This is a genomic window from Kurthia sp. YJT4 (genome assembly GCF_030219945.1).
GTDB lineage: Bacteria > Bacillota > Bacilli > Bacillales_A > Planococcaceae > Kurthia > Kurthia gibsonii.
In genome coordinates this window covers 407,007-430,560 of the sequence record NZ_CP126689.1, presented here as the reverse complement: position 1 = coordinate 430,560, position 23,554 = coordinate 407,007, and the positions used below count along the sequence as shown (strand labels likewise).

The 23,554-nt window shown below is 39.4% G+C and carries 15 protein-coding genes and 1 pseudogene; 3 read left to right on the top strand and 13 right to left on the bottom strand.

All coding sequences use genetic code 11. From position 1 onward, the window contains the following. Window positions 1-655: 655 nt before the first annotated feature. From QN089_RS02105 to QN089_RS02095, 3 genes are all read right to left on the bottom strand, one after another. On the bottom strand, window positions 656-1,618 hold the full coding sequence (locus QN089_RS02105; RefSeq protein ID WP_285215846.1) for an Ig-like domain-containing protein: 963 nt from the start codon (window positions 1,616-1,618) through the stop codon (window positions 656-658). 171 nt (window positions 1,619-1,789) lie between these two features. Next, entirely contained in the window at window positions 1,790-2,932 is a 1,143-nt protein-coding gene (gene tnpB / locus QN089_RS02100; protein ID WP_141275007.1) for an IS200/IS605 family element RNA-guided endonuclease TnpB, read from the bottom strand. Window positions 2,933-3,236: 304 nt separating this feature from the next. Continuing rightward, window positions 3,237-3,734: a sigma-70 family RNA polymerase sigma factor gene (locus tag QN089_RS02095; RefSeq protein WP_285215845.1), complete on the bottom strand. Its 498-nt coding sequence runs from the start codon at window positions 3,732-3,734 to the stop codon at window positions 3,237-3,239. Between the two features lie 243 nt (window positions 3,735-3,977). Between QN089_RS02095 and QN089_RS02090 the strand changes: the two genes are divergently transcribed. Continuing rightward, window positions 3,978-4,364, top strand: coding sequence for a hypothetical protein (locus QN089_RS02090; protein ID WP_285215844.1), 387 nt, complete (start codon window positions 3,978-3,980; stop codon window positions 4,362-4,364). Here QN089_RS02090 and QN089_RS02085 read toward each other — a convergent pair. The 8 genes and pseudogenes from QN089_RS02085 to QN089_RS02055 all read right to left on the bottom strand — a co-directional run bounded on the left by QN089_RS02085 (window position 4,331) and on the right by QN089_RS02055 (window position 17,050). Further along, window positions 4,331-5,371, bottom strand: a complete 1,041-nt coding sequence (locus tag QN089_RS02085) for a nuclease-related domain-containing protein (RefSeq protein ID WP_285215843.1) — start codon at window positions 5,369-5,371, stop codon at window positions 4,331-4,333. The genes QN089_RS02090 and QN089_RS02085 overlap by 34 nt on opposite strands. A gap of 1,384 nt (window positions 5,372-6,755) precedes the next feature. Continuing rightward, window positions 6,756-7,709: a hypothetical protein gene (locus QN089_RS02080; RefSeq protein ID WP_285215842.1), complete on the bottom strand. Its 954-nt coding sequence runs from the start codon at window positions 7,707-7,709 to the stop codon at window positions 6,756-6,758. Between the two features lie 12 nt (window positions 7,710-7,721). Continuing rightward, window positions 7,722-8,687 carry a hypothetical protein gene (locus QN089_RS02075; RefSeq protein WP_285215841.1) on the bottom strand — a complete coding sequence of 322 codons (966 nt, stop codon included), beginning with the start codon at window positions 8,685-8,687 and terminating at the stop codon, window positions 7,722-7,724. Between the two features lie 203 nt (window positions 8,688-8,890). Further along, window positions 8,891-9,475: a hypothetical protein gene (locus tag QN089_RS02070; RefSeq protein WP_285215840.1), complete on the bottom strand. Its 585-nt coding sequence runs from the start codon at window positions 9,473-9,475 to the stop codon at window positions 8,891-8,893. Next, a complete protein-coding gene (locus tag QN089_RS16010) occupies window positions 9,444-9,626 on the bottom strand; it encodes a JAB domain-containing protein (RefSeq protein ID WP_350310915.1) in 183 nt (60 codons plus the stop codon). The genes QN089_RS02070 and QN089_RS16010 overlap by 32 nt, the downstream gene beginning before the upstream one ends. 351 nt (window positions 9,627-9,977) lie before the next feature. Next, window positions 9,978-10,268: pseudogene (locus tag QN089_RS02065) on the bottom strand (JAB domain-containing protein); the annotation flags it as partial. A 203-nt stretch (window positions 10,269-10,471) separates the two neighbouring features. After that, on the bottom strand, window positions 10,472-14,035 hold the full coding sequence (locus QN089_RS02060) for a hypothetical protein (RefSeq protein WP_285215839.1): 3,564 nt from the start codon (window positions 14,033-14,035) through the stop codon (window positions 10,472-10,474). A 468-nt stretch (window positions 14,036-14,503) separates the two neighbouring features. Continuing rightward, on the bottom strand, window positions 14,504-17,050 hold the full coding sequence (locus QN089_RS02055) for a glucosaminidase domain-containing protein (RefSeq protein WP_285215838.1): 2,547 nt from the start codon (window positions 17,048-17,050) through the stop codon (window positions 14,504-14,506). 146 nt (window positions 17,051-17,196) lie between these two features. Here QN089_RS02055 and QN089_RS02050 point away from each other — a divergent pair, with 146 nt between their 5' ends. Further along, window positions 17,197-17,667: a GNAT family N-acetyltransferase gene (locus QN089_RS02050; protein WP_068455764.1), complete on the top strand. Its 471-nt coding sequence runs from the start codon at window positions 17,197-17,199 to the stop codon at window positions 17,665-17,667. Between the two features lie 969 nt (window positions 17,668-18,636). Here the strand turns inward: QN089_RS02050 and QN089_RS02045 are convergent. Continuing rightward, window positions 18,637-20,187, bottom strand: a complete 1,551-nt coding sequence (locus tag QN089_RS02045) for a glucosaminidase domain-containing protein (protein WP_285215837.1) — start codon at window positions 20,185-20,187, stop codon at window positions 18,637-18,639. Window positions 20,188-20,363: 176 nt separating this feature from the next. Further along, a complete protein-coding gene (locus QN089_RS02040; RefSeq protein ID WP_285215836.1) occupies window positions 20,364-21,257 on the bottom strand; it encodes an NERD domain-containing protein in 894 nt (297 codons plus the stop codon). A 1,109-nt stretch (window positions 21,258-22,366) separates the two neighbouring features. Here QN089_RS02040 and QN089_RS02035 point away from each other — a divergent pair. After that, entirely contained in the window at window positions 22,367-23,551 is a 1,185-nt protein-coding gene (locus QN089_RS02035; RefSeq protein WP_285215835.1) for a hypothetical protein, read from the top strand. The last annotated feature ends 3 nt before the right edge of the window (window positions 23,552-23,554 follow it).

Sequence of the window (23,554 nt, the reverse complement as noted above, 5' to 3'; positions counted from 1 at the left end):
ACTCGTCTAAACCACCTAAATTGCTCACTTTCCGCACTTTCTTCAAGGCTTTTGAGTAATTCAAGGGGACTTGAATTGTCTATGCTACTGTGAATTCGAACATTCGACCCTCAAAACGGGACATTCGAGGAAGCTGTTGGGTCACTCGCCCATCGATTCAGGTCATTCACCCGTCCAAACGGAACATTCGAGGGCGAAAATGGGTCACTCGTCTAAACCACCTAAATTGCTCACTTTCCGCACTTTCTTCAAGGCTTTTGAGTAATTCAAGGGGACTTGAATTGTCTATGCTACTGTGAATTCGAACATTCGACCCTCAAATCGGGACATTCGAGGAAGCTGTTGGGTCATTCACCCATCGATTCAGGTCATTCACTCGTCAAAACGGGACATTCGAGGGCGAAAATGGGTCACTCGTCTAAAACACCTAAATTGCTCACTTTCCGCACTTTCTTCAAGGCTTTTGAGTAATTCAAAAGGACTTGAATTGACTATGCTACTGTGAATTCGAACATTCGACCGGCGAAACGGGTCACTCAAGGAAGCTGTTGGGTCACTCACCCATCGATTCAGGTCATTCACTCGTCAAAACGGGACATTCGAGGGCGAAAATGGGTCACTCGTCCAACAATAAAAAAAGAACCGCATACGCGGCTCATTTTACTTGTACTTTAGTTGATTTACTTGTTCCTGCACCTGTCGTAACGGATACATAGACTTTTGTTTTTACTTTTTGTGTTGGTATTTTGATGCTGAATGCACCTTTGCTATTACTTTTGCCTGTATATTTTTTGCTTCCGATTTTCACTGTGACTTTGCTGTTCGCATACGTTGTGCCTGTCACTTTTGTTTTCGTGGCTTTGGCTTTTGGAGATTTTGGTAACATTTCGGGTACTTTTACATTTAATTTATAAAGTCCTGTATTACCATAAATTTGAACATAGTACGTTCCTTTTTTGACATTTAAAGATGTAGACCATTTATCAGAACTTGTATTACTCGATTTAGAAATCCAACGATCCAACAGTTCATAACCATCTCGATCATAAATTTTGATTTCCATACTCTGATAAACTGTCATATGAACATTCAATACACCTGTTTTTGAAACATCTACTTTATAAAAATCAGACGAATCATTCCAACTAATTAAACCCGTCACAGATTGTACATTCGACTTGATTTTCTGAGCTTGTTCAAGCCCATTATTCGGCTCTTTTTCATTATTAGGTGTTTTTGAAAACTTTGTTTCGATTTTATATTTACCAGTACTAGACCGATGAATGACTTGTGAAACCTTTATATAATACGTTCCTTTTTCTAAATAATATTCATCTTGTTTCACCTTACCTGAAAGCTCAGAACCATTATAATCCTCACTCCAATCTGTGACTTCATATAGATTAGAATCAAAAATTTGTACACTCATATATTCCATGTACGCTGTCATTTTAACATTTAGTAAACCAGCTTGGTCTAATTTTACTTTATAATAATCCGTACTGTCATTCCAACTAAGTTGTGCTGTGACGGGTTTTTGTGTTGGTTTAATCGCCATCGCAAGTTCAGAACCATTATTCGGCTCAATTTCTGTAGTCTTACTGTCTACGACTGTCATCGTAAAACGATATGTGAACTACTCGCCACTTAGCTAAACCTTGCGGTTCTTCACGCTTGAAGTGGGAGCTTCTTGGGAATAGAGCGTACTTGCAAGTGTATTTCTTTACTTGCAGCGGTTTCTCTTATTTGACCGAGCGAACCCCGTAGTTCCTACGGTTTGTATAGGCTGTTAGCCCAACGTCTGAAGTCGTAATCCTTCATTAAGAATATTGATACTCGCATTGATGTCACGGTCATGCTGTGTACCACAATTCGTACAACACCATTGTCGAATCGAAAGACCTTTCTTTCCGTCATTCTGCCCACAATGCGAGCAGAGCTGACTAGAAGGGAACCATGTATCAATTTGTACAATGCTCTTGCCGTACCAATCGGCTTTGTATTGTAACTTTTGAACGAAGCTCGACCACGATACATCGGCAATACTTTTCGCTAACTTATGATTCTTCATCATCCCTTTGGTATTCAGCTTTTCAAGACAGATGACATCGTGATTTTTGATGATGTCTGTACTTAATTTATGAAGAAAATCTTCGCGCTGGTTGACGATTTTATCATAGAGCTTCGCTACTTTCCGTTTTTGCTTTTGATAATTCAAGGAATCGATGAGATCGATTCCCTTTTCTTTGGCTACTAATCGTCTTTTCGCCAATTTACGTTGTTCACGTTTCAATTTTTGAGCCATTTTCAACGTAAAGCGGTGATTATCGACTTTTTGACCGTTTGAAAGAATCGCAAAATCAGTAATGCCTAAATCAATGCCGATAGCTGAATTAGTTTTTGGCAATGCCCTAATTTCCTCTTTCACTAACAATGAAATTTTATATATACCGCTTGCATGACGTGTGATGGTCGCGGAACGAATTTCACCTTTCAGTTGGCGATGTAGCTTGATTCGGACCAATGATTTTAGCTTCGGAATTTTGAGGAATTTACCGTCAATCAATGCAACCGTGCCTTTTTGATTGTTCGTTGTATAGCTTTGTATCGGGTTTTTCTTACTTTTGAAACGAGGGAATCCAACCGATTGATCGCGGAAGAAGTTTTTATAGGCTTTTTCTAAGTTACGTTGTGCATTAGCTAAAGCTAAACTATCGACTTCTTTCAAAAAGGGAAATTCCGTCTTGTATTTTGCAGGTGTCGGGAATTTTTGTTTTTTGGATCCATCGCGTTTGGATTCTTCATAATTTTTCATTCGATCATCTAGCATAAGGTTGTACACCTTACGGACACAACCGAACGTCTTCGCAAAGAATAACTCCTGTTCTTCTGTTGGGTAAATTCTGAATTTGTAGGCTTTCAATTGTTCCATAAGGTTTACCTCCTTTTTAAGATGATTTCTTGATTTTATTATACCTTATTTTAACAAAAAGAAACATTTGTTCTCATCTAGGCTAAAAGAAAAAGGCGATAAGACCTTTATATCCGTTTTTCGAGTCACCAACGGTAACCCTCAAACTAAACGGTATTCATCCCCCACTTATAGAAGATGGGGGAATTCTACCGAAACGATGTTAAAAATATATTATTTATATTTGTTATTTAAGTAATTACTTCAAACAGCATCGTATTTTTATGCGATTCCAAACAAAAAAGCCGCAAATCGCGGCTTTTTCTTATGGTCGACTCATCTCTTTTCGAAGGCGTAGTAACAGGCGGCTTTTCTTCTTTTGTAGGGCGGCGCGACTCATGCCAAGCATTGCCGCAATCTCGGTGTGATCGTACCCTTCGATATAATAGGCGTGGAGAATCATACATTCTTCGGGTGTCGTGTGGGGTGCTAGGAATTCCACGAAGTCGCGTGTACGCTGGCACCCTTCTCCTTGAATTTGCTCATGTAGGGCATCATCTTCTGTTGGCACGAATCGTTCCTCGTAACGCGCGCTCATCTTCAATTCATCGAGTAATGCACCGCGAATTGTCTGGAATGCATACGGTTCAAAATCGCCCTTTTCCGCATCGAATCGTTGCCACGCACGCCAGATGGCTACGCGTGCAGACTGACGAAATTGCTCATGCTCCTTATAAATATGCAGTTTGCGCATGTGCGCGGAAATCATCGGCTCCAACTTCTCTAACATCGCTTCAAACGTCATCTCATACTCGCTTCTCACAGTCGACCATGCTTGTATTCCCTTGGGTACACCTAGCTTACTAAAATGTGTGAATGTTGGCGAAACGACGTTTTCCGAATGAATTTTTTCATATGTATATAATGGGGAAATCCTTGAAAAACCTCTATTCCCCCATCATTTCCCCATACTTTTCGTACGCAATTTTTTGAATAGGTCTTTTTCTGAAAATGAAGGAAAATAAAAAGAAAAAAGAGCTTGTTTTCGAAAAAGGGGAGTTTTTTAATGCATACATTTTTTAATATACCACTGACAATTCAATTGGACTTCATCGACGACATACTCTATGCGACACCAAAAAGAGACAAAATATGTCCATGTGGTGGAAAACGACATCTTCATCATAAAAAGGAGCAGGACATTCGCCACTCGTACACATATGAGTATGGAACGATTACAATCAGATTGACCATGTACTACGAGCGCTGCCAGACATGCCACGTAACAACGCGACATGACGGTGGACTCGACGTAATCCATAAGACGACCGCGAACTACCGAAAACTTGTGAAAACCGTGGCGACAGAACACTCGCTTGGACACGCCGCAAACCAGTTTGACGTACCGAAAGCGACGATTCAAGGGTGGGTAGATTCATTTTTCAAACTATAAAACGCTTTACGATGATGATAATGAACTTGTAAATCTAACTTTTGCCAACTTCTTTTAAAGCGACTGCTCGATAAATCGCTCAACCATGCTTTTAAGATTTTTTTATGAGCGGGTTTTGGAAAATATAAAAAATACTCTTTCAAATCAGCAAGCACGTTTTGTCGACTAAATTGCTGGCACGCTGGACATTGCCATGTTCTTGTATTTAATTTTTTCATGAAATTATAGCAATAAGGACATAAAAATCCTGTATGTAAATCAGCGAATTCAAATTTATAATAGGCACTTAAATCATAGGGTTCATACAATTTTTGACCGTTTTTTAATTTTAAAATTAACGAATCCATAGCTAGATGAGGAGAATGTTGTTGCATATTTTTCAGAATATAATTTTCAATTTCGTATAAATCAAGTAAAGTAGCTGTTGTGTTCGAACCATCCACAATACTTGTTAAAGTAGGAAAAACAACTGCTCCATAGATCGGTATTTCATGTCCACGTCGCATACACCATTCACGCAGTTTGTAAATTTGCTTCTCGACTTGTACTTCTGGACTTCTTAATTTTTGTTCCCCTTGCCCATCAATTTTCCGAATTAATTGTTGTGGGTTTTTAGTAAAATAAATAGTACCTGATATATTTTTCACTTCCAAAAGGATGATACAACTTTCTGTTAAAACTAAAAAATCCATTTGAAAAAAGCCATCACAATCTAACATTACATCATGAAAAATATGAATATTTTCCGCATGACGATAGCGATCCAGATGTTTCGCAACCACCCGCTCCCCGAAATCCCCTGCCTCCATTTGCGCCAAATCTTTCTCAACACGTAGACGGACTGATTCATTTTTTAGACGCACATTCAATTTTCGCCAACTAGCAATTCGGATATTTGGCATAAAACTTTTCTGAATCATATCAAATCCCCCTTTTTTCCATCTTAAGACATTCATCTCAAAATACCAAAACCGCTTTTTTAGAAAATGAGCTTCAAATTTAGCCAAAAGCATTCATCTATCTAAAAACATATGTGTATTTCCCCATCGTTTAAGAACTTTGCCTTCTTTTGCAAAAGTTTTGAGGACTTGAGCTGAGTTGTTTTGGTGAATTCGAACATTCAGGTGGCGAAACGGGTCATTCGCTGAGGGAGTTGGGGCACTCGGCGCTTGGTTCGGGTCACTCGCACGTGCAAATGGGACATTCGAGGGCGAAAATGGGCCACTCGCCCAACTGCCTGAACTACTCACTCTCCGTACTTTCTTCAAGGCTTTTGAGTAGCTAGAACTTCAGTTGACTATTCTAATGTGCATTCGAACATTCGAACGACGAAATGGGTCATTCGCTGAGGCGGTTGGGGCACTCGGCGCTCGGTTCGGGTCATTCGCACGTGCAAATGGGACATTCGAGGGCGAAAATGGGGCGCTCGCCCCAACTGCCTGAGCTAGAACTTCAATTGACTATTCTAATGTGCATTCGAACATTCGACCGGCGAAACGGGGCATTCGCTGAGGCAGTTGGGGCACTCGGCGCTCGGTTCGGGTCATTCGCACGTGCAAATGGGACATTCGAGGGCGAAAATGGGTCACTCGCCCCAACTGCCTGAGCTACTCACTCTCCGTACTTTCTTCAAGGCTTTTGAGTAGCTAGAACTTCAGTTGACTATTCTAATGTGCATTCGAACATTCGACCGACGAAACGGGTCATTCGCTGAGGCAGTTGGGTCACTCGGCGCTCGGGGCGGGTCACTCGCACGTGAAAATGGGACATTCGAGGGCGAAAATGGGTCACTCGCCCAACTGCCTGAGCTACTCACTCTCCGTACTTTCTTCAAGGCTTTTGAGTAGCTAGAACTTCAATTGACTATTCTAATGTGCATTCGAACATTCGACCGACGAAATGGGTCATTCGCTGAGGGAGTTGGGGCACTCGGCGCTTGGTTCGGGTCATTCGCACGTGCAAACGGGACATTCGAGGGCGAAAATGGGTCACTCGCCCCAACTGCCTGAGCTAGAACTTCAATTGACTATTCTAATGTGAAATCGAACATTCGAACGGCGAAATGGGGCATTCGCTGAGGCGGTTGGGTCATTCGGCGCTCGGGGCGGGTCACTCGCACGTGAAAATGGGACATTCGAGGGCGAAAATGGGTCACTCGCCCCAACTGCCTGAGCTAGAACTTCAATTGACTATTCTAATGTGCATTCGAACATTCGACCGACGAAACGGGGCATTCGCTGAGGCAGTTGGGGCACTCGGCGCTCGGTTCGGGACATTCGAGCGCAGAAATGGGTCACTCGCACCTCAAAATGGGTCACTCGCCCACAACCACCTCCCCAACCACGAAAAAACCCAAGTCGGGGGGAATCTGCCCGACTTGGGTTTTAGGTGTTACTTCTCTGCTTTATATGTCACTTGGAGCGGTTTGATGTGGTTGCCGCCGTTTGCTGGTGTGCGTAGGATTTCGAGCGTTTTTGATTTGCGGCTCAATTGGTCGATGTAGATGTACATCGTGCTGCCTGGTGATTTGCGGTCGACCACGTAGTTGTGGGCTGGCAGAGTTGTTGAGCGTACTGTAATCATGTCGCCTGTTTGAAGTCCTGTAATTTTGATAACGTCCGCGTAGTTTTTATTATTCGTGATTGTAACTTGGCTTGCTTTAAGTGGTGCGATACCTTCTGGATCAACAGATGTGTAGTCGATAGCACGACTCTCTTTTTTCCCCTTCTCCTGTACCGTCACATAGACCGTTTGCGGCATATGCAGTGAATAGTCTTTTGGGATCTCCACATTCGTTGAGATGGTTGCCGTACTCTTAGCTGTTACTTGTAGAAGACGCTTCTTCTTAGCGGCATCTTCATAGACGCGATATGTGGCGTTCTTAATCGGACGCTTAATTTTGAAGATGTCCTGACCGTCTTTAATATTCACAAGTTCCAATGTCGACGTATTTTGAAGCGGTGCCGTATAGTTCGGGCTTGCCGCATATGTTAGCTTACCAATATCTGCTTTTGATAACCATGAATGCTTGATGCTGACATATAACGTACCACCCGCATCTTTGAGTGACTTCGTTTTGATTTTTAATGTACTGCTTTTCGCAGTCGTACTATAGATTTTCTTCTTCATCGCCGCATCTGTATAGATGGCAACTTGATCCTTCGTAGATAGTTCATTAATCGTAATATAATCCGAAGTCCCCTTATTATTCTGTACAGCGATGACATTCGTATCCAATGTATAATCGCCATCTGCTACCACATGTTCAGGCTGCTTCCAGATGAACACAGAACCTACTAGGATTGGCGCAATGATCCCAACCTTCATCCATTTTGATAACTTCATTTACTCTTCCCCCTACTTCTTCTCTTTCGCATACTTCACAAGCACAGGATCACTCTCTAGCTCACCCGGCTCTTGAATCGTTAAGTAGACTGAACCCGCCGCAGTTCCAAGCTGAGGCACATAGACCGTCGTCTGACCAGCACGTGCCTTACGCTCTGCCACAACTGGCGGCTCAAACGCTTCTGTATCCGGCGTAACGTACGTCGTCTCCTTCTTCGTACGATACACACGTACGATGGACTCTGGCTTGATTGGATTAATATGAATCGTATCCGTATATGTCTTATTATTCTTCACGGTCACCGTCTTTGCATTAATCGGAAGAGATTGCTCAGGCGTTAATAATAAAGACTGTACCGCACTCTCCTCTGCTCCCGGAGCCTGTACCGTCACATAGACAGCCTTTTGCTCAAAAGCATTCTCATACTTCGGTAGTGCGCAATTGATTGACAGATAACCATCTTTTGACGCACGCACAGATGTAATCATACGCGAACGATCCTGTGTTTCGTACACGCGATACGTATAACCCTTATACGCATCATGAATTTTGATCGAATCCGTATAACCCGAACGATTCACAAGATGCATACCACTCTCACCCAACTGCTGCATGGCAGGAGCCTCTGTCGTAATCGCCTCATAGTTCCCAACCTGCTGCCCATTACGCTTTAAAATGAAATACAACGTCTGACGCTCATCCTTCAACTTCTTCGTAGAGAATTGCAATGTCGAACTTGTCGCCGTCTTCACCTCAATTGGTGTATACATGGAAGGATGATCATACATGTATAACACATCACCCTTCTTAATACCTGCGACCGTCACATAATCCAACGCCCCCGGTAAATTTTGAACAACCATGTGCTCTGGCGATAACTCAGACTGTGCCGCACGACCATCGGGAACAGCCGCTACTAAAAACGTCGCACAGAGAGGAACAACCAATAAACGCTTCCATGAAAAACCTGTCTTCACACAAAAGACCTCCTTTAAAATGTACATACACAAATTATACCAAAAAGAACGAAGAATAAACCAAATATTAACAAAAAGGTAGATACTCACCAAAACAATCAAATCTTTACGAAAACAAAAAAAGAACCCCGCACAGGTTACCCTGTACGAAGCCCTTTTTGAATTTTCACTCATGCGTTAGTCAAAAACGAATGTGAGTTGGATTAAGCTGATTCTTCAATAGTAATTTCAGCTGAAGTTTTTGTCGCTGCGCCTACTTTAATAGTTACTGTTACTTTTGATTCTGATTGTGAAATTTCAATATCAGCCACTGTTAATGCATCAATCTGCGCATTGTCTGATACTAAAGCTTTAACTGTTGCAAGTACAGCTGCTATTGTTGTAGCATTTGTAATTGCTGTCTTTTGTGTAGCAATTTCCGTTGTTAAAGCTGATTTATTAACTGTATATTCTGCATCTGCTTTTGCTGCTACTAGTTCTACTTCACTTACATAAGAACCGTTGTACTTGTAGTTTGAAGCTGTTGTAGTTGAACCAGCTTTTGCTTTGTTACCTTCAGCGTCTTTAACAGCCATAGTTTTATCAGCTTGAGCATCTTCATCAACGATTGTTACAGTCGCTGCTTGATCTAAGTTAACTTGTTGGTTAAAAACTAAAACTAATTTATGGTCGCTGTTTTCACCAGAATTAACACGTTTTACTGTAGATACTTTTACTTCAGAACCATTAACTACAACTTTAAAATCATCTTTAGCTTTATTTAAAGTAATACGATGGTGTACACTCACCCGATGGAGGATTGTGATAAACCATGATAGATGCCGCCTTAAAAAGAATGGCTAGTTTAAGCACTTCCCTTAGATGAACAATGGATGCATTAAAAGAACCAATGCGCCAGATATTCCAATGCGTTGGTTCATTCTTTGTATTCAAGCACATCACTAGAAAATGTTTTCAATATACTTTCCCTAAAAATTCCCGAAATAACTCTGCACCATCTTGTGGAGATCTTACTTTGCGATTACTGTATAACAAGCTTTTCTCCTTAACCATTTTTAGACTCACAATATCTACTCTCTTACTAATCATAAAATTACTACTAAAATAAAATAACTCCTAATTTAGTGCTACATTAGGACTCTCATGATAATAATATATATTTGAAATGATGATAGAAACATAATTAGAATCCTATCTTAATAAAGAAAAAGCCTTCAACCTCCGAAGAGATTGAAGACTTACCTTGTTGACTATTGTCAGAATTGTTTTGGTGCCTGGCACCTAGCAATCATTGTGACAAACCATGATTGAGGCTGCATTAGAAAGAATGGCTGGTTTTAGCACTTCCCTTGGATGCACTATTGATGCATTCAAGGAACCTATGTGACATACATTCAAATGCGTTGGTTCATTCTTTGTATTCAAGCACATCACTAGAAAATGTTCACGATCTACTTCTCCTAGAAATTCTCGAAATAACTCTGCACCATCTTGTGGAGATCTTACTCTGCGATTGCAGTACAACAAGCTTTTCTCCTTAACCATTTTTAGACTCACAATATCTACTCTCTTACTAATCATAAAATCACTCCTAAAACAAAATAAGCCCTAATGTATCGCTACATTAGGACTCTCACGGATATAATATATATTTAAAATGCTGATAGAAACAGGATTGAAATTTAATCTTAACAAAGTTAAAGCCTTCAATCCCCGAAGAGATTGAAGACTTAATTTGTACCATATTGTCAGAATTGTTTCGGTGCCTGGCACCTAAAACTAAACTAAGAAATGGCAATTGTTACAGTTGGTGTTGTTGATAAATTCACACCATCAACAGTAATTGTTAAGTTTTCAGTAGCATTAGTTCCTGTTGTTGCAGTTGTAGGAACTGTTACATTGTATTTTCCAGCAGTTGTTGTATCTTCAGCAACTGCAATTGTTCCTAACTTAGAAGAACCTGCTGCTGCATTACTTGCAAATGCAAATTTAGTTGAAGCTAAACCTGTTACTGCTGCACCAGTGCTATCTACTAGAGTAATAGTAAATGTAGTAGTACCACTTGTATTTACAATAGCAGCTGGTGTAGACACTACTGACGCTGCAACAATTGCGGCTTTAGCAACAGTTAGGTTAACAGTTACATCAGCAGTTTTACCATCTTTAGCTACAGTAAATGTTACATTACCAGATTTATCACCTGTATTATAAGATGGAGTTGTTACAGCACCAGTTGAACTATTAATTGCTGTGTTAGTGTTAGTGTTAGCAGATGATTTAATTGTTACATTATAACCAGCCGTTACAAGACTTTGTGCTGCTGTTAAAGCATTAGTTGCAAATGCAGGTTTAGCTTCTACAGCTGCTTTTGTAATTTTAGCAGCTTCTGCATTTACAGCTTGTTGAGCAGCTGCTGCAGCAACATCTAATTCAGTTGTATTTGCAGCGATTGTAGCTGTTGAACCAGATAAAGCATAGTTAACGTTATTTGCTTCAGCATCTTGAATAGCAATATCACCATTGTTATCTGGTACTACAGTAACTTTGGCTTCTTGATTAATAGATACTGCATTAGTAAATGTGATTTTTACTTCATTTGATTTAGAACCTAAAGCAACATTATATGAAGATGGATCTTGTTTAACACCAGCTAACTCAACTTTTAAGTTATCTTTTAATTGTGTAGAAGTTAAAGTAGATTTTAAATCTTCAGAGAATGCAACGACAAGTTCTTTAGTAGTTGTATCACCTTGGTTTGCTAATACATACTTACCTGATTTTAATGTAGGTTGAGTATTATCAGTTAAAGATACTACTTTTTCAAACGCTGTTTTAGATTGTAAATCTTTTACAACTTTTTGACCTGTAGCTGTTTCTACTTTAGGATCAATAGTTAATTTGTAACCAGTAGTTGTTGGAATTGAATTTTTAGGTAAAGTAATAACAACTTGTTGTTTACCACCTACAAAGTCAATTGTTGTACCTGCTGGGAAAGCAACTCCATCATATTTATAGTTAGCTAAATCTTTAGCAGAATCTTTCATATCTTTCTTATAGTCAATTGTAATTTTATTATTAGCTCCTGTAGCAGTAGCAGTTAAATCACTAAATGCAACATAACCGAAGTTTTGATCTTCTGGAGATACAGATGCAACGATTTTATCATTTTTAGCACCTAAAACTGAGTAACCAGCGATTGTAGAATCTTTAGCGTTGCGGATTGTATCAGCTTTAAATTCTACAGTGTATGGTGCTCCTGCAGTTTGAGTTGATAAATTACCTGGTAAAGTAATAGTAACTGTTTTACCAGTTGCAACATCTAGTGCTACATTAGCGATACCAGTAATTACAACACCATCTTTATCACGTACAATGATATCTGAAACTGTTGGTGCGGCATTCAATTTATTGTTGAATACTACGTTTAGTTTATCATCATTTAAAGTAGAAGTGTTATTTGTATCATAAGATGTAGTATATACACTTGGTTTTGTATCAGCTTTATTTAAAGTTACTGAACCAGTATAATCTTTACCTACTAATCCATCAGCTTTAAGATTTTTAACTGAAACATTTAAAGCAGCTGAAGTTTCAGCATCTTTGTATAGTGGGTTAGCATCAGTTGTAGCTTTATCTGTAACTACCACATAAATACCAGGTTTTCCATTTAAATGGCCTACTTCTGCATTCATAGTACTTGATGAATTCGCAACATTGTTACCTGGTGTACTTGCAACTGTACCTTTAGCAAATGTATGCGTACCTTTATTTACTTCGATAACAGCATCTGCTAAAGTGATATCAGAACGGTTTGTTTCTAGGAAGAATTTGTTACTGTTAAGTGCAGTCACGCTTTTAATTTCTGGTTGAGCAGTATTTTGAGCAATTGTGTATGATGTATTTACAGTACCAGTAGTCGGTGCAACATGTGTTGCTAAAGAATTTGCTGTTGCTTTTACATCATAGATAACTACTTTGTGTTCGCCATTAGCAGAAATATCTTTTAATTGAGAAGCTGTTGGAACGCTTACTGCTACAGTATAACGATAATCACCAGCTAATTCAACACCATTAGTTTTTACTGGAGTTAACGATTTCGAAGAGATTTCAATTCCATCAATTTTAATTAAAGTAACTGTTGAAGCAACCGGACGATCAAATGTTAAGTTAAGAGTTGTTACTTCTTTATTACTTAATGTAGCTGTTGGATTCGCAACTAGAGTTGGTGCAACTTCTACATCAAATAAGAATTCATCAGTAGCATGTTTAGCGATAACTTTCTTATCATTTTTAGCTAATTTGATTGCATCGTTTGATTGAAGAACGATTTTATCACCTTTTTTAAATTCTTTACCTGATCCTACACGTAAAGTAGCTGTTTTTCCATCATCTGACAATTGAATATCTTGGAATACAGAAGTACCAGGAGTTTTAAATCCATTAACAGAAAGCTCATAGTTAGCTTTATTTTCAGCAGTTGCTTCAGTTACAGCTTCAGAGAAAGTTACTTGTAATTCTTCAGCGTTAATCGCTTTTACATCAGTAACCTCATACTTCACAGCTACGCCGTCTTTGTACTCAACGCCGTCGAATTCGCCGTTAGCTAATTCACCGTTGTTGTAGAATTTTTCGTCGTGTTTAACGAAGCCAGTTGAAAGAACTGAACCATTGTAAAGTTTACCTTCGAATAGTTCTAAACCTTTGTTAAGAACTGGACCATCGTAAAGTTTACCTTCGAATAGAGCTAAACCTTCGTTTTGGTAAGAATCTTTGTAAAGGATTGATTTGTAAGTAGCGTAACCTTTTGAAAGTTTACCAGCTTGGTATAAACGATCTTGGTAAAGACCTGTAGATACGATTTTAACACCTTTAACATAGTAAGAACCAGCGTAAGTACCAGTAGTTACTTTTTTGATACCTTTTACGTAGTAAGCGCCTTTGTAAGTACCAGTCGCTACTTTACCGTATTTGTAGTATTTTTTGTTATAGATCCCTGTAGATACTTTTTTAACACCTTTTACGTAGTAAGCTTTGTTATAAGTACCAGTAGTTACTTTTTTAACGCCTTTTACGTAGTAAGCGCCTTTGTAAGTACCAGTCGCTTTTTTACCAGCTTTGTAGTAAGTTTTGCCTTTTAAACCAGTAAGTTTTTTACCGTTTTTGTAAACAGTTGATTTGTAAGTTACATAACCTTTAACTACTTTACCTGATTTAGCGTAAACTAATTTACCAGACTTGATTTTGTATTTGCTTGCTGCAGATGCATCCGTAGTTGCTACTGCTGATGTTACAACTGAAGCACCTAGAGCTAGGGCTGCTGCAGTTTTGACTAATTTGAAATTACTCATGAATGAAAATCCTCCCTTATTGGATATGATTAGCATTTGCTGTTTGAAATCGTCAGCTAACCATGCTTAGCCTAATTATCATCTAATAGGATAAGATTTTCCACCTTTTTTTATTCCAAAATATTGCACTTATAAAGGACTATATCATTATAATGTCATTTTTATCATTTAATTATTAGTTACATTTTGACTAAAAGAAATATTCTTATTATAAAGAATAGTTTATTACCACTTTATTCTTTCATTAATACCTTTTGATTCATTTTTGATTTTTAGGATATATTTTCCAATATGTTTTAACCATGTAACAATTGTCATATCACTTTTTATACTTTTCACATGATGTTTCTACCTATTATATAGCGATTGTATTCTATCTTTTTTTACATATTTTTGAATTTACGATTGTAACGGATTTGTTACAAAAAGAAAAGACCGTCCTTTTTTTAGAACGATCTTCTCTGGCATTTATTGAACTTTTAAGATAGTTGAGCTAATCCAGCCTTTTGTTTTAGTTGTTGGTACGTAAACTTGATTCCATACGGTACCTTTTGCATCTTTCTTCGTTACGATTTTGCCCGATGCATCTTGTACGAGTTTGACGAACTTGCCCTTGTCTAATACTTTGATAACTTTTGTGCCTGTCGTACTCGCATCGTTTCGGACATTCGCTTCTGTTGTCGTGCGTGCTAAATTCATAAAGCGTAAATCTGATTTCAGCACCCATGCTTCCTGCCCTTGAATCTTCACGCGCATCCACGTACTTGCGACATCGTCATTCGTTCCGTCAATTGTCACTTTTGTACCGATGTTGTAATTCATTAGTACTTTACCGTATTCCGATGGCAGTAGGCGAACCGTTGTAAATTTCGTCACTGTCGCTGTGATACCTGCATCAAAGAATTGATAAGTTGGCGGTAGTGGCTTACCTGCTGGAATAACATTCGTATAATTGAATACAGGTTGTGTTGGATCGAGTGTTGAGACTTTCGCCTTGTCATAATAAGTGGCGTCATATGGTTTCATATTCCCCATGATGCGTCCGATACTCGTCGCCCATGATTTATCCGAAGCATACTTCACATTCATACCTGCTGCTGATGGTCCGTTATTGTAGATGGCTCCTGCTCGTAAATATTTACGATAGATGGCATCTGCATAATACTGTACGCCGTCATTTCCTGTTGGGAAGTAAAGCGCGCAACTCATCGCACATTTATCATAGGCTTGATAGCCGAAGAAGTTATTTTTGTATTGTGAGATTTTCGAGCTACCCCACCCTGTTTCGACGATCGCATGCGCCAACATGAACTGTGCGTTAATGCCATAGCGTTTTTGCATATCTAAAAATACAGGAATGGCTTTGTATAGATTATTATTTTTGATTGTCGTACCTTTCCATGCTACAAGGAATTGTTCCATCTCTGCTTGCGTGATATTCGATACTTTTCGAAGGTTCATGTATTGGTACGGGTTACCGAAGTAGTCGGCGCGCACCCATGCAAATTTCGAACCGATTTTGCCAAGATAATATGTTGTGTCATTAATGACTTGTTGTTTTGTTGCAGTGAACTTCGTTGCTGGATATGATTTTAAATCTTTAAAGCGAATATTACTCGCATTCGTCGCACCTGCTACGGTCGTCGCATTCCCCAGTCCAGTTAGGTATAGGACTTCTGATAAGGCTGTAGGCGCTTGGACATTTGCTGACTTGAGCTCTGTTGACTTCACCCAGCCTACTACAGTGTCCTTCCCTGTTGTTGAGAGGCGTGATAGCTCATAGTAGGTCGTGTTGCCTAATTTTGCTGAACGATTCATTGTAAATTTCTCTGTTTTCTCTGCAGTCGTCCATGTGCGTGTCGTCTGCTTCACAAGGTTAGTATAGAGTACAGCTGTCGACTTGATTGTCCCTTGTTTTGAAATCTTTTGATAGACAGGTGCTTCCACTGGTGGCGGTGTTGGTTCAGGTGTCGGATTTGTCGTTGTCGTGCGAGACGATAGCACCCACATCAGTTTGTTATCTTCTGTTTTTCCGTAATACCACAGAGCTGTGCCAATCTTCACTTGTTTTGAAATGGTGAACGATTTGCCCTTCGTGAGCGTCTTCGTCACAATATCGTCTGCTGCGCCCCATGGCATCGTATAACCGTATCCACCGCCTGTTAGGTATGCTTTTTGATTGAGTGTGCTTTCTACGCCATAAGAATGCGTTTTAACGGCGTCTTTTTCCACCCAACCGATTGTCCCTAGATTGTAGTAAACTTTTTTCTTGTAGCTTGCTTGCTGTTTTACCACATATGTATGAGGTGCTTTCGCGCCAGCCGTTTGCTTCGTTTTGTCATTCGTTAAGTCCGTTTGTAGTATTGTATTTTTATCGTTTAGTTGCGCAATAAGTGATACTTTCGTCACGACAGGCTTTTCTGTCGCAGTTGTGAGCTTTTGATCGCTTAGTGACGTTGCTGGAAGCCATGTCGTCTGATTATTCACTGTACCACGATACCATGTTGCCGTTCCTACCTTCACCGTTTCGGCATTAAGGAAGGTTTTATGTTTATAGGGAGCCATTGACGGAAAAATAACATTACGTGCTAAACCGCCCGGACGCGTGTAACCAGTTCCTGTTCCTTTAATGTAGCGCGTCTTTTTCGTATTCGTCATCACCTTATAACTTTTACGTGTGATTGACTTCGACTTCACCCAACCGAGTGCTGCTTTTTTCGGATCAGCTTGGCGACTTACTTGGTAATAAGTTTCGTCACCTGTCTTCGTTGCGACTTTTGAAATATAGAAGATTTCGTTCGTGTATTTAGTTGATGCCACTACACTCTTTTTCGAGCCAGGTGCTGTATAAATGCGTGATTTTTGTGATTTGAGTTGTCCCAATTGGCTTGTGTTACTCTGTTTATAGGTAGCTTTTGTCGCAGCTTGTACTGTCGGCGGCTCCAGAAGTTGTGTTGCCGAAGATAGTACAAAAGTAGAAGCTAAAAGTCCTATAACGATTGACTGTTTTTTCATTTGTTCTCCTCCTTTTGTAAGTTATCATATCATATTTTTAGCATGGGGTACGTCCTATTTTTCAAATTGCTATTTACGTTAGTATTGTACTTTTTTTCCTTTTCATGTAAGTTGAAAAGAGGATAGTTGTTAGAAAGGATGTTGGCATGGAGATTTCAAAATATCGTGAATCGGATTTAGAGGAGATTGTCGACTTATTCTTAGATACCGTACATGAAATTAATCGTAAAGACTACAGCCTCGCACAGCTTAATGCATGGGCTCCTTACGAACGACGCCAAGAGATCATCGAATCTTGGCAAAAAACATTGCGTGAACACATCTCCTACGTGGCACGCTGCGAACATAAAATTGTCGGATTTGCTGATTTAACACTTGATGGACAGATCAACCGCATCTATGTTCACAAAGACTACCAAAATCGAGGCATTGCAAAAAAATTACTATTTGAACTCGAAGAAGAAGCTTACCAACTTGGCTTGATTCATCTCGACACAATGGCGAGCACCACAGCAGTCCCCTTCTTCCAACACGAAGGCTACGACATCGTGAGCGAAGAAATCGCGATACGCAACCAGATTGCCCTACAAAACTTTCATATGCGCAAGGAATTATGACGAGTGACTCATTGGAGTGACTCGTTTTTTCATGGGATAGTGTTTCGATAGGGCTGGACTTTCGGTAGAGACTTAAATTTTCTATGACAACTCTATTCTTATGGACATAATATTTGTCGAAAGGGACTGATCAGAGGCTGAAAGGGACTGATCAGAGGCTGAAAGGGACTATTCCGCGCGCCAAAGGGAATCGCCTTCGCCGAAAGGGACCATTTCGCGCGCCAAAGGGAATCCTGTTCCTCGAAAGGGACTATTCCGCGCGCCAAAGGGAATCTCGCTCTCCGAAAGGGACTAATCCACGCGCCAAAGGGAATCCTGTTCCTCGAAAGGGACAAACTCGCGCGCGAAAGGGAATCCTCGCCTCCGAAAGGGACTAATCCGCGCGCGAAAGGGAATCCCCGCCACTGAAAGGGACTAATCCGCGCGCGAAAGGGAATCTCGCTCTCCGAAAGGGACTATTCCGCGCGCCAAAGGGAATCTCGCTCTCCGAAAGGGACTATTCCACACGCGAAAGGGAATCCTCGCCTCCGAAAGGGACTAATCCGCACGCGAAAGGGAATCGCCTCCGCCGAAAGGGACTCCTGTTCCTCGAAAGGGACTATTCCGCGCGCGAAAGGGACTCCTGTTCCTCGAAAGGGACAAATCCACGCGCGAAAGGGAATCGATGCCGTTGAAAGGGACTATTCCGCGCGCGAAAGGGACTCCTGTTCCTCGAAAGGGACTATTCCGCGCGCGAAAGGGACTCCTGTTCCTCGAAAGGGACTATTCCGCGCGCGAAAGGGACTCCTGTTCCTCGAAAGGGACAAATCCGCGCGCGAAAGGGAATCCCCGTCTCCGAAAGGGAAAAACTCACGCGCGAAAGGGAATCCTGTTCCTCGAAAGGGACAAACTCGCGCGCGAAAGGGAATCCCCTAATATTTGTGATAAAAAAGAGGAATCACGTTATCATAACGTAATTCCTACTTTAGTTTAACGATAGATTTTCATTAGGTCTGAACGAATCCAAACTTTTTTCGTTGAGCCTGGTTGGTAGACTTGGTACCAAGTTGCTTTTTTCGAGTCTTTTTTTGTAATGGGTTTGCTTGAAGATGTTACAAGTTTTAGCGCTGTATTTTTCTTTGCTGTTGTTACTTTAGAATAGTTTGTACCTGCATTTGAACGAAGTGTCGCATCGACTGTTGTAAACGCTAAGTTCGTTGTTGTAATCTGATCGCTGCTCACCCATGCTTGTTTATTTTGATAACTAATTCTGTACCAGCGCGACTGAGCACCTTTTGCATTTTTAAAGTCTTTTACGTCTATATGATATGCTTTTAACGTAATTTTTTTGCCTTTTGCATAACTTCCCACGCGTGGTGCATATACATATGGAATTGAATAAACTGATGCACCTGAAGAATTAATTGTTGCCGAAATACTTGAAGGTAAAGCTACAAATGCACTTGGCTGTGGTTTCGTCGATGGAATCTCACTGCCGAAATCTTGTGCAATCGATACTTTTTTCGTCGATGCTTTTGCACCTTTATAATATGAACTATTATACGGTTTAATCTGTTGCATGATATTTGCTATTTTTTCGCCCCATGATGGATCCGTAGCGTATTTTACATTCATCGCTAATACATTTTTACCATAATAATAAGGACCACTAACTGTTAAATAATTATTCACAATGCGTGAAGCATATAATTTCAGACCATCTTCACCTTTAGGGAAATATTTTGAACATGTAATCGGACAAGTATCATATGCTTGGTAGCCGAATAGGTTGTTTTTATACTGCGAAATCGTCGAGCCACCCCAACCAGTTTCGAGTGCCGCATGTGCAAACATAAATTGTGCACTTACACCTGTACTACTTTGAGCTTTAATAAACTCAGGCGCTAACTTGTATAGAATATTATCCGGAGTACGCCCTTTTGATAAAATAAGTGCCTGTAAATCTTTCGCTGTAACATTCGAAGGTTTGCGTAAATCAACACCTACAAAGCCATTCGTTGTTAATAAATCTGAACGAATCCAGCGCAATTTAGTTGTCCCTTCAATCTTCCCTTTATACCAATAAGTTGTACCTACTTTTTCATAACGCTCTGCCGCAAATGATAAACCGCGACGAATTTCTAAATTGTATGATCGATTACTCGATGTTGTCGCAGGCATTGTATAAGCATTATTGCGGCCTAATAAATACATTGTCTGTTTCTTTTTTGAAAGGAGTGTACGATTGTTAATTTTTAATACTTTTCCATCAATCCACCCCATCGATGTTACACCTTTTTCAAGGCGATAATATGTTGTTCCATCTGCTTTTTTCGATTCGCGAACATAGTATGTACGTTTTAAATCCGTACTTTTCACTGCTGTCGCTTTTGCTTTTTTAGAGGGTGTTTTGTAAAATTTCGCTTTCGTCGTTTTGATTTCAGCTACCTTATACTCACTCGCCGCCTGACTTTGTGTACTCGTAAATGCAAACACACATAGTAAACTCAGTACCCCCGCAATCATCCATTTCCACTTCAAATTTAAACACACCTTTCTTTTGTCCTAATTATACCTTCGTCCAATTACCTTATATTTATACAAATAATTGGATTTCTTAATATAATTGAAATATTTATATACTATTTCCTTCCTTTTGAAATAGAAATAAACGTATATGACAAAATTGTTATAGAATTGTGATGTGTGTAATATTTCTATTTTTGTATTTTCTTCCATTCTCGATAAAACGTACTTTTAGAAACATCTTTCATAAATTTTTGTAAGTCTTGTTTTAGCATATCTTGATGAAAATAACTCAAATATTCATCTAATTCTTCTTTAATTATTCGCTGACCTGTATAAGTACAATTGGAACAGTTCCATTTCCTCCGACTTTTTTTCAGCATTTTCGAATGACATTTTGGACAGAGAAAGTCACTATTCAAGTGATACAATTTAAAATTATAATATTCTCCTAAAGTATTTATCCGATAATCAATCGCTTTTTCTTTTATTTTGTTAATAAATTTTTGTACATCCGTATTTTCAGTATTCTCCTGATTTTGCTTATAAATAAACTGCTCAATTTCATCTAAATCTAAAATATGTGTCATGGTATTATCACTATTTACAATACTTGAGAGTGTAGGAAAAACTACTGATCCATATATTGGAATATTATATTGATGACTATAATTCCATATTTCTAATTGTTTAATATATTTTTGAATTTGAGTTTCGGGACTTCTAAATTTCTGATCAGGTTGTCCTTTTATTTTTCGAATCAGTTGTTGTGGATTCTGTGTAAAATAAATATGTCCCGAAATATTTTTCACTTCTAAAATGATGATGCAACTCGATGTCACAACAAGAAAATCCATTTGAAATAGCCCATTTTGATAGAGCGTGATATCGTGAAAAACATGAATATCTATTGTGTTTTTATAAGTATTTAAGCGTTTTGCAACAATTTCTTCTCCAAAGTCTCCAGCTTCAATCTTCGCTATATCTTGTTGAATACGTACTTTTATTTCATCCAAATGTAAACGTGCATAAAGCCTTTTTAAAATGTGCATTTTAGGACTAGAACGAAATTCTTTTTGGATCATTTCAAAATTCTCCTTTTTTATTTACTATACACTATGCATATTTTCGAGATTTTTTGTTTATACTTCTTATTTTAAAAAAGGCGTGTTTTTTTATTCAATTATTGGATTATAGATTAGAAAGCTTGTTCATCATAAAAAGATTCGAGTTTTCCCTTTCAAAAGTCGGGATTCCCTTTCGCGCGACCATTTGTCCCTTTCAACGACACCGTTTCCCTTTCGCGCGACCATTTGTCCCTTTCAAATGCCAGGATTCCCTTTCGCGCGACCATTTGTCCCTTTCAGTGGCGGGGATTCCCTTTCGCGCGCGGATTTGTCCCTTTCAAATGCCAAGATTCCCTTTCGCGCGCGGATTTGTCCCTTTCAAATGCCAAGATTCCCTTTCGCGCGCGGATTTGTCCCTTTCAGAGAGCGGGATTCCCTTTCGCGCGACCATTTGTCTCTTTCAAATGCCGGGATTCCCTTTCGCGCGACCATTTGTCCCTTTCAAATGCCAGGATTCCCTTTCGCGCGACCATTTGTCTCTTTCAAATGCCAGGATTCCCTTTCGGAGAGCGAGATTCCCTTTCGCGCGTGAGTTTTTCCCTTTCAGAGAGCGAGATTCCCTTTCGCGCGCGGTTTTGTCCCTTTCAGAGAGCGGGATTCCCTTTCGCGCGTGAGTTTTTCCCTTTCAAATGCACCGATTCCCTTTCGCGCGCGGATTTGTCCCTTTCAATGGCGGGGATTCCCTTTCGCGCGGGCATTTGTCGGTTGTGTCTAAAAACTATCCCCCCTGATACAATGGTGTAAATCAGGAAATGGGGTGGATGAAATGGCAGAACGACGGGACACTCATTTTGATTTTTCAGGCGCACATTATACGATTCCACCATGTACGAACGCCAAAGAACCGTCGTCTGTCGATTGGTACCTCTACAAAGAACGCCACGTAGTCAATGCAATAAGGTAGAGTTTTTAGACACGTCCTAGTATATTGCATAAAAAATATGCTGTTTCATACAAAAATATTTATCAAATACTACATATTGTACTTAATTTTTCTACAAAATCAGTATTTTCAGAAAAATAAGAATAGAATGAAGATATAAAAAAAATAAAAAAGGAGTGAGTTTATGTCTCAAATGCTAGCTCTTGTCATCATTGTTGCTATTTTATTTGCAGGTGATGTCGTTTCAACGAAAACAAAAGCTTGGATTCCTTCTGTATTCGTTAGTGCAGTATTATTTTTAATTGGTTATTGGACCATATTTCCAAAAAACATTGTCGAAATTGCAGGTATTGGACCGATTATCGCAACGATGTTTATGTATCTATTAATTACAAATATGGGAACGCTTCTTTCACTTAAAGAACTAAAAGCACAATGGAAAACAATCGTTATTGCGTTATCAGGTATTTTAGGAATTATCTTAATTCTATTTACTATTGGTGCTATGATTTTCGATTTACGTACAATGATTGTTGCCATTCCACCACTTGTTGGCGGCTTAGTATCTTCACTTATTATGTCTGAAGGCGCTGCTAACGCAGGATTTGAAGATTTGGCTGTATTCGCAATCGTTATTTATGTCATTCAAGGATTTGCCGGGTACCCATTAACTTCTATTTTCTTAAAACGTGAAGCTAAAAAATTGTTAGCTGACTACCGTAGCGGCACACTTGCGCATGCAGAAATTAAAAAAGAAACAACAACGGATAATGAAAATCCAAAACTTTTTGCAAGAATGCCAAAAAAATACAATACAGATTATTTTAAATTTTTAAGAATCGCGATTGTTGGACTATTAGCTTACGCTGTTTCAACTGCCTTAGAACCGTTCGTTACAGTGAATGCGCTCGTGCTATGTTTAGTATTTGGTGTTATCGCAACATCAATCGGATTTTTAGAACGTGAACCATTAAAAAAAGCAAATGGTTTTGGTATTTCCGTTATGGTATTAATGCTCTTTGTATTTGATGGCTTAAAAAATGCGACTCCTGAAATGATGTTACGAATTATCGCTCCGTTAATCGTGTCAATCGTCTTAGCTGTAATCGGTATGTACATATTCTCATTTGTTGCTGGAAAAATTTTAAAAGTGAGTCCAAATTTAGCTTTCTGTGTATCACTAACAGCTTTATATGGCTTCCCAGCAGATTATATTATTACAAACGAAGTAGTGCGCTCTACAACAGATAATGAAAAAGAACGCGATTTATTATTGAGTCATCTTTTACCACCCATGCTCGTTGGTGGATTTATTACCGTAACAATTGTATCTGTTGTTTTAGCTGGTATTTTCATCTCTTGGATTTAAATA

Coding starts and splice junctions, on each gene's coding strand:
- QN089_RS02105 (WP_285215846.1), bottom strand. CDS start 1,618: ATGACAGTCGTAGACAGTAAGACTACAGAAATTGAGCCGAATAATGGT.
- tnpB (WP_141275007.1), bottom strand. CDS start 2,932: ATGGAACAATTGAAAGCCTACAAATTCAGAATTTACCCAACAGAAGAA.
- QN089_RS02090 (WP_285215844.1), top strand. CDS start 3,978: ATGCATACATTTTTTAATATACCACTGACAATTCAATTGGACTTCATC.
- QN089_RS02080 (WP_285215842.1), bottom strand. CDS start 7,709: ATGAAGTTATCAAAATGGATGAAGGTTGGGATCATTGCGCCAATCCTA.
- QN089_RS16010 (WP_350310915.1), bottom strand. CDS start 9,626: ATGTGCTTGAATACAAAGAATGAACCAACGCATTGGAATATCTGGCGC.
- QN089_RS02060 (WP_285215839.1), bottom strand. CDS start 14,035: ATGAGTAATTTCAAATTAGTCAAAACTGCAGCAGCCCTAGCTCTAGGT.
- QN089_RS02055 (WP_285215838.1), bottom strand. CDS start 17,050: ATGAAAAAACAGTCAATCGTTATAGGACTTTTAGCTTCTACTTTTGTA.
- QN089_RS02050 (WP_068455764.1), top strand. CDS start 17,197: ATGGAGATTTCAAAATATCGTGAATCGGATTTAGAGGAGATTGTCGAC.
- QN089_RS02040 (WP_285215836.1), bottom strand. CDS start 21,257: ATGATCCAAAAAGAATTTCGTTCTAGTCCTAAAATGCACATTTTAAAA.
- QN089_RS02035 (WP_285215835.1), top strand. CDS start 22,367: ATGTCTCAAATGCTAGCTCTTGTCATCATTGTTGCTATTTTATTTGCA.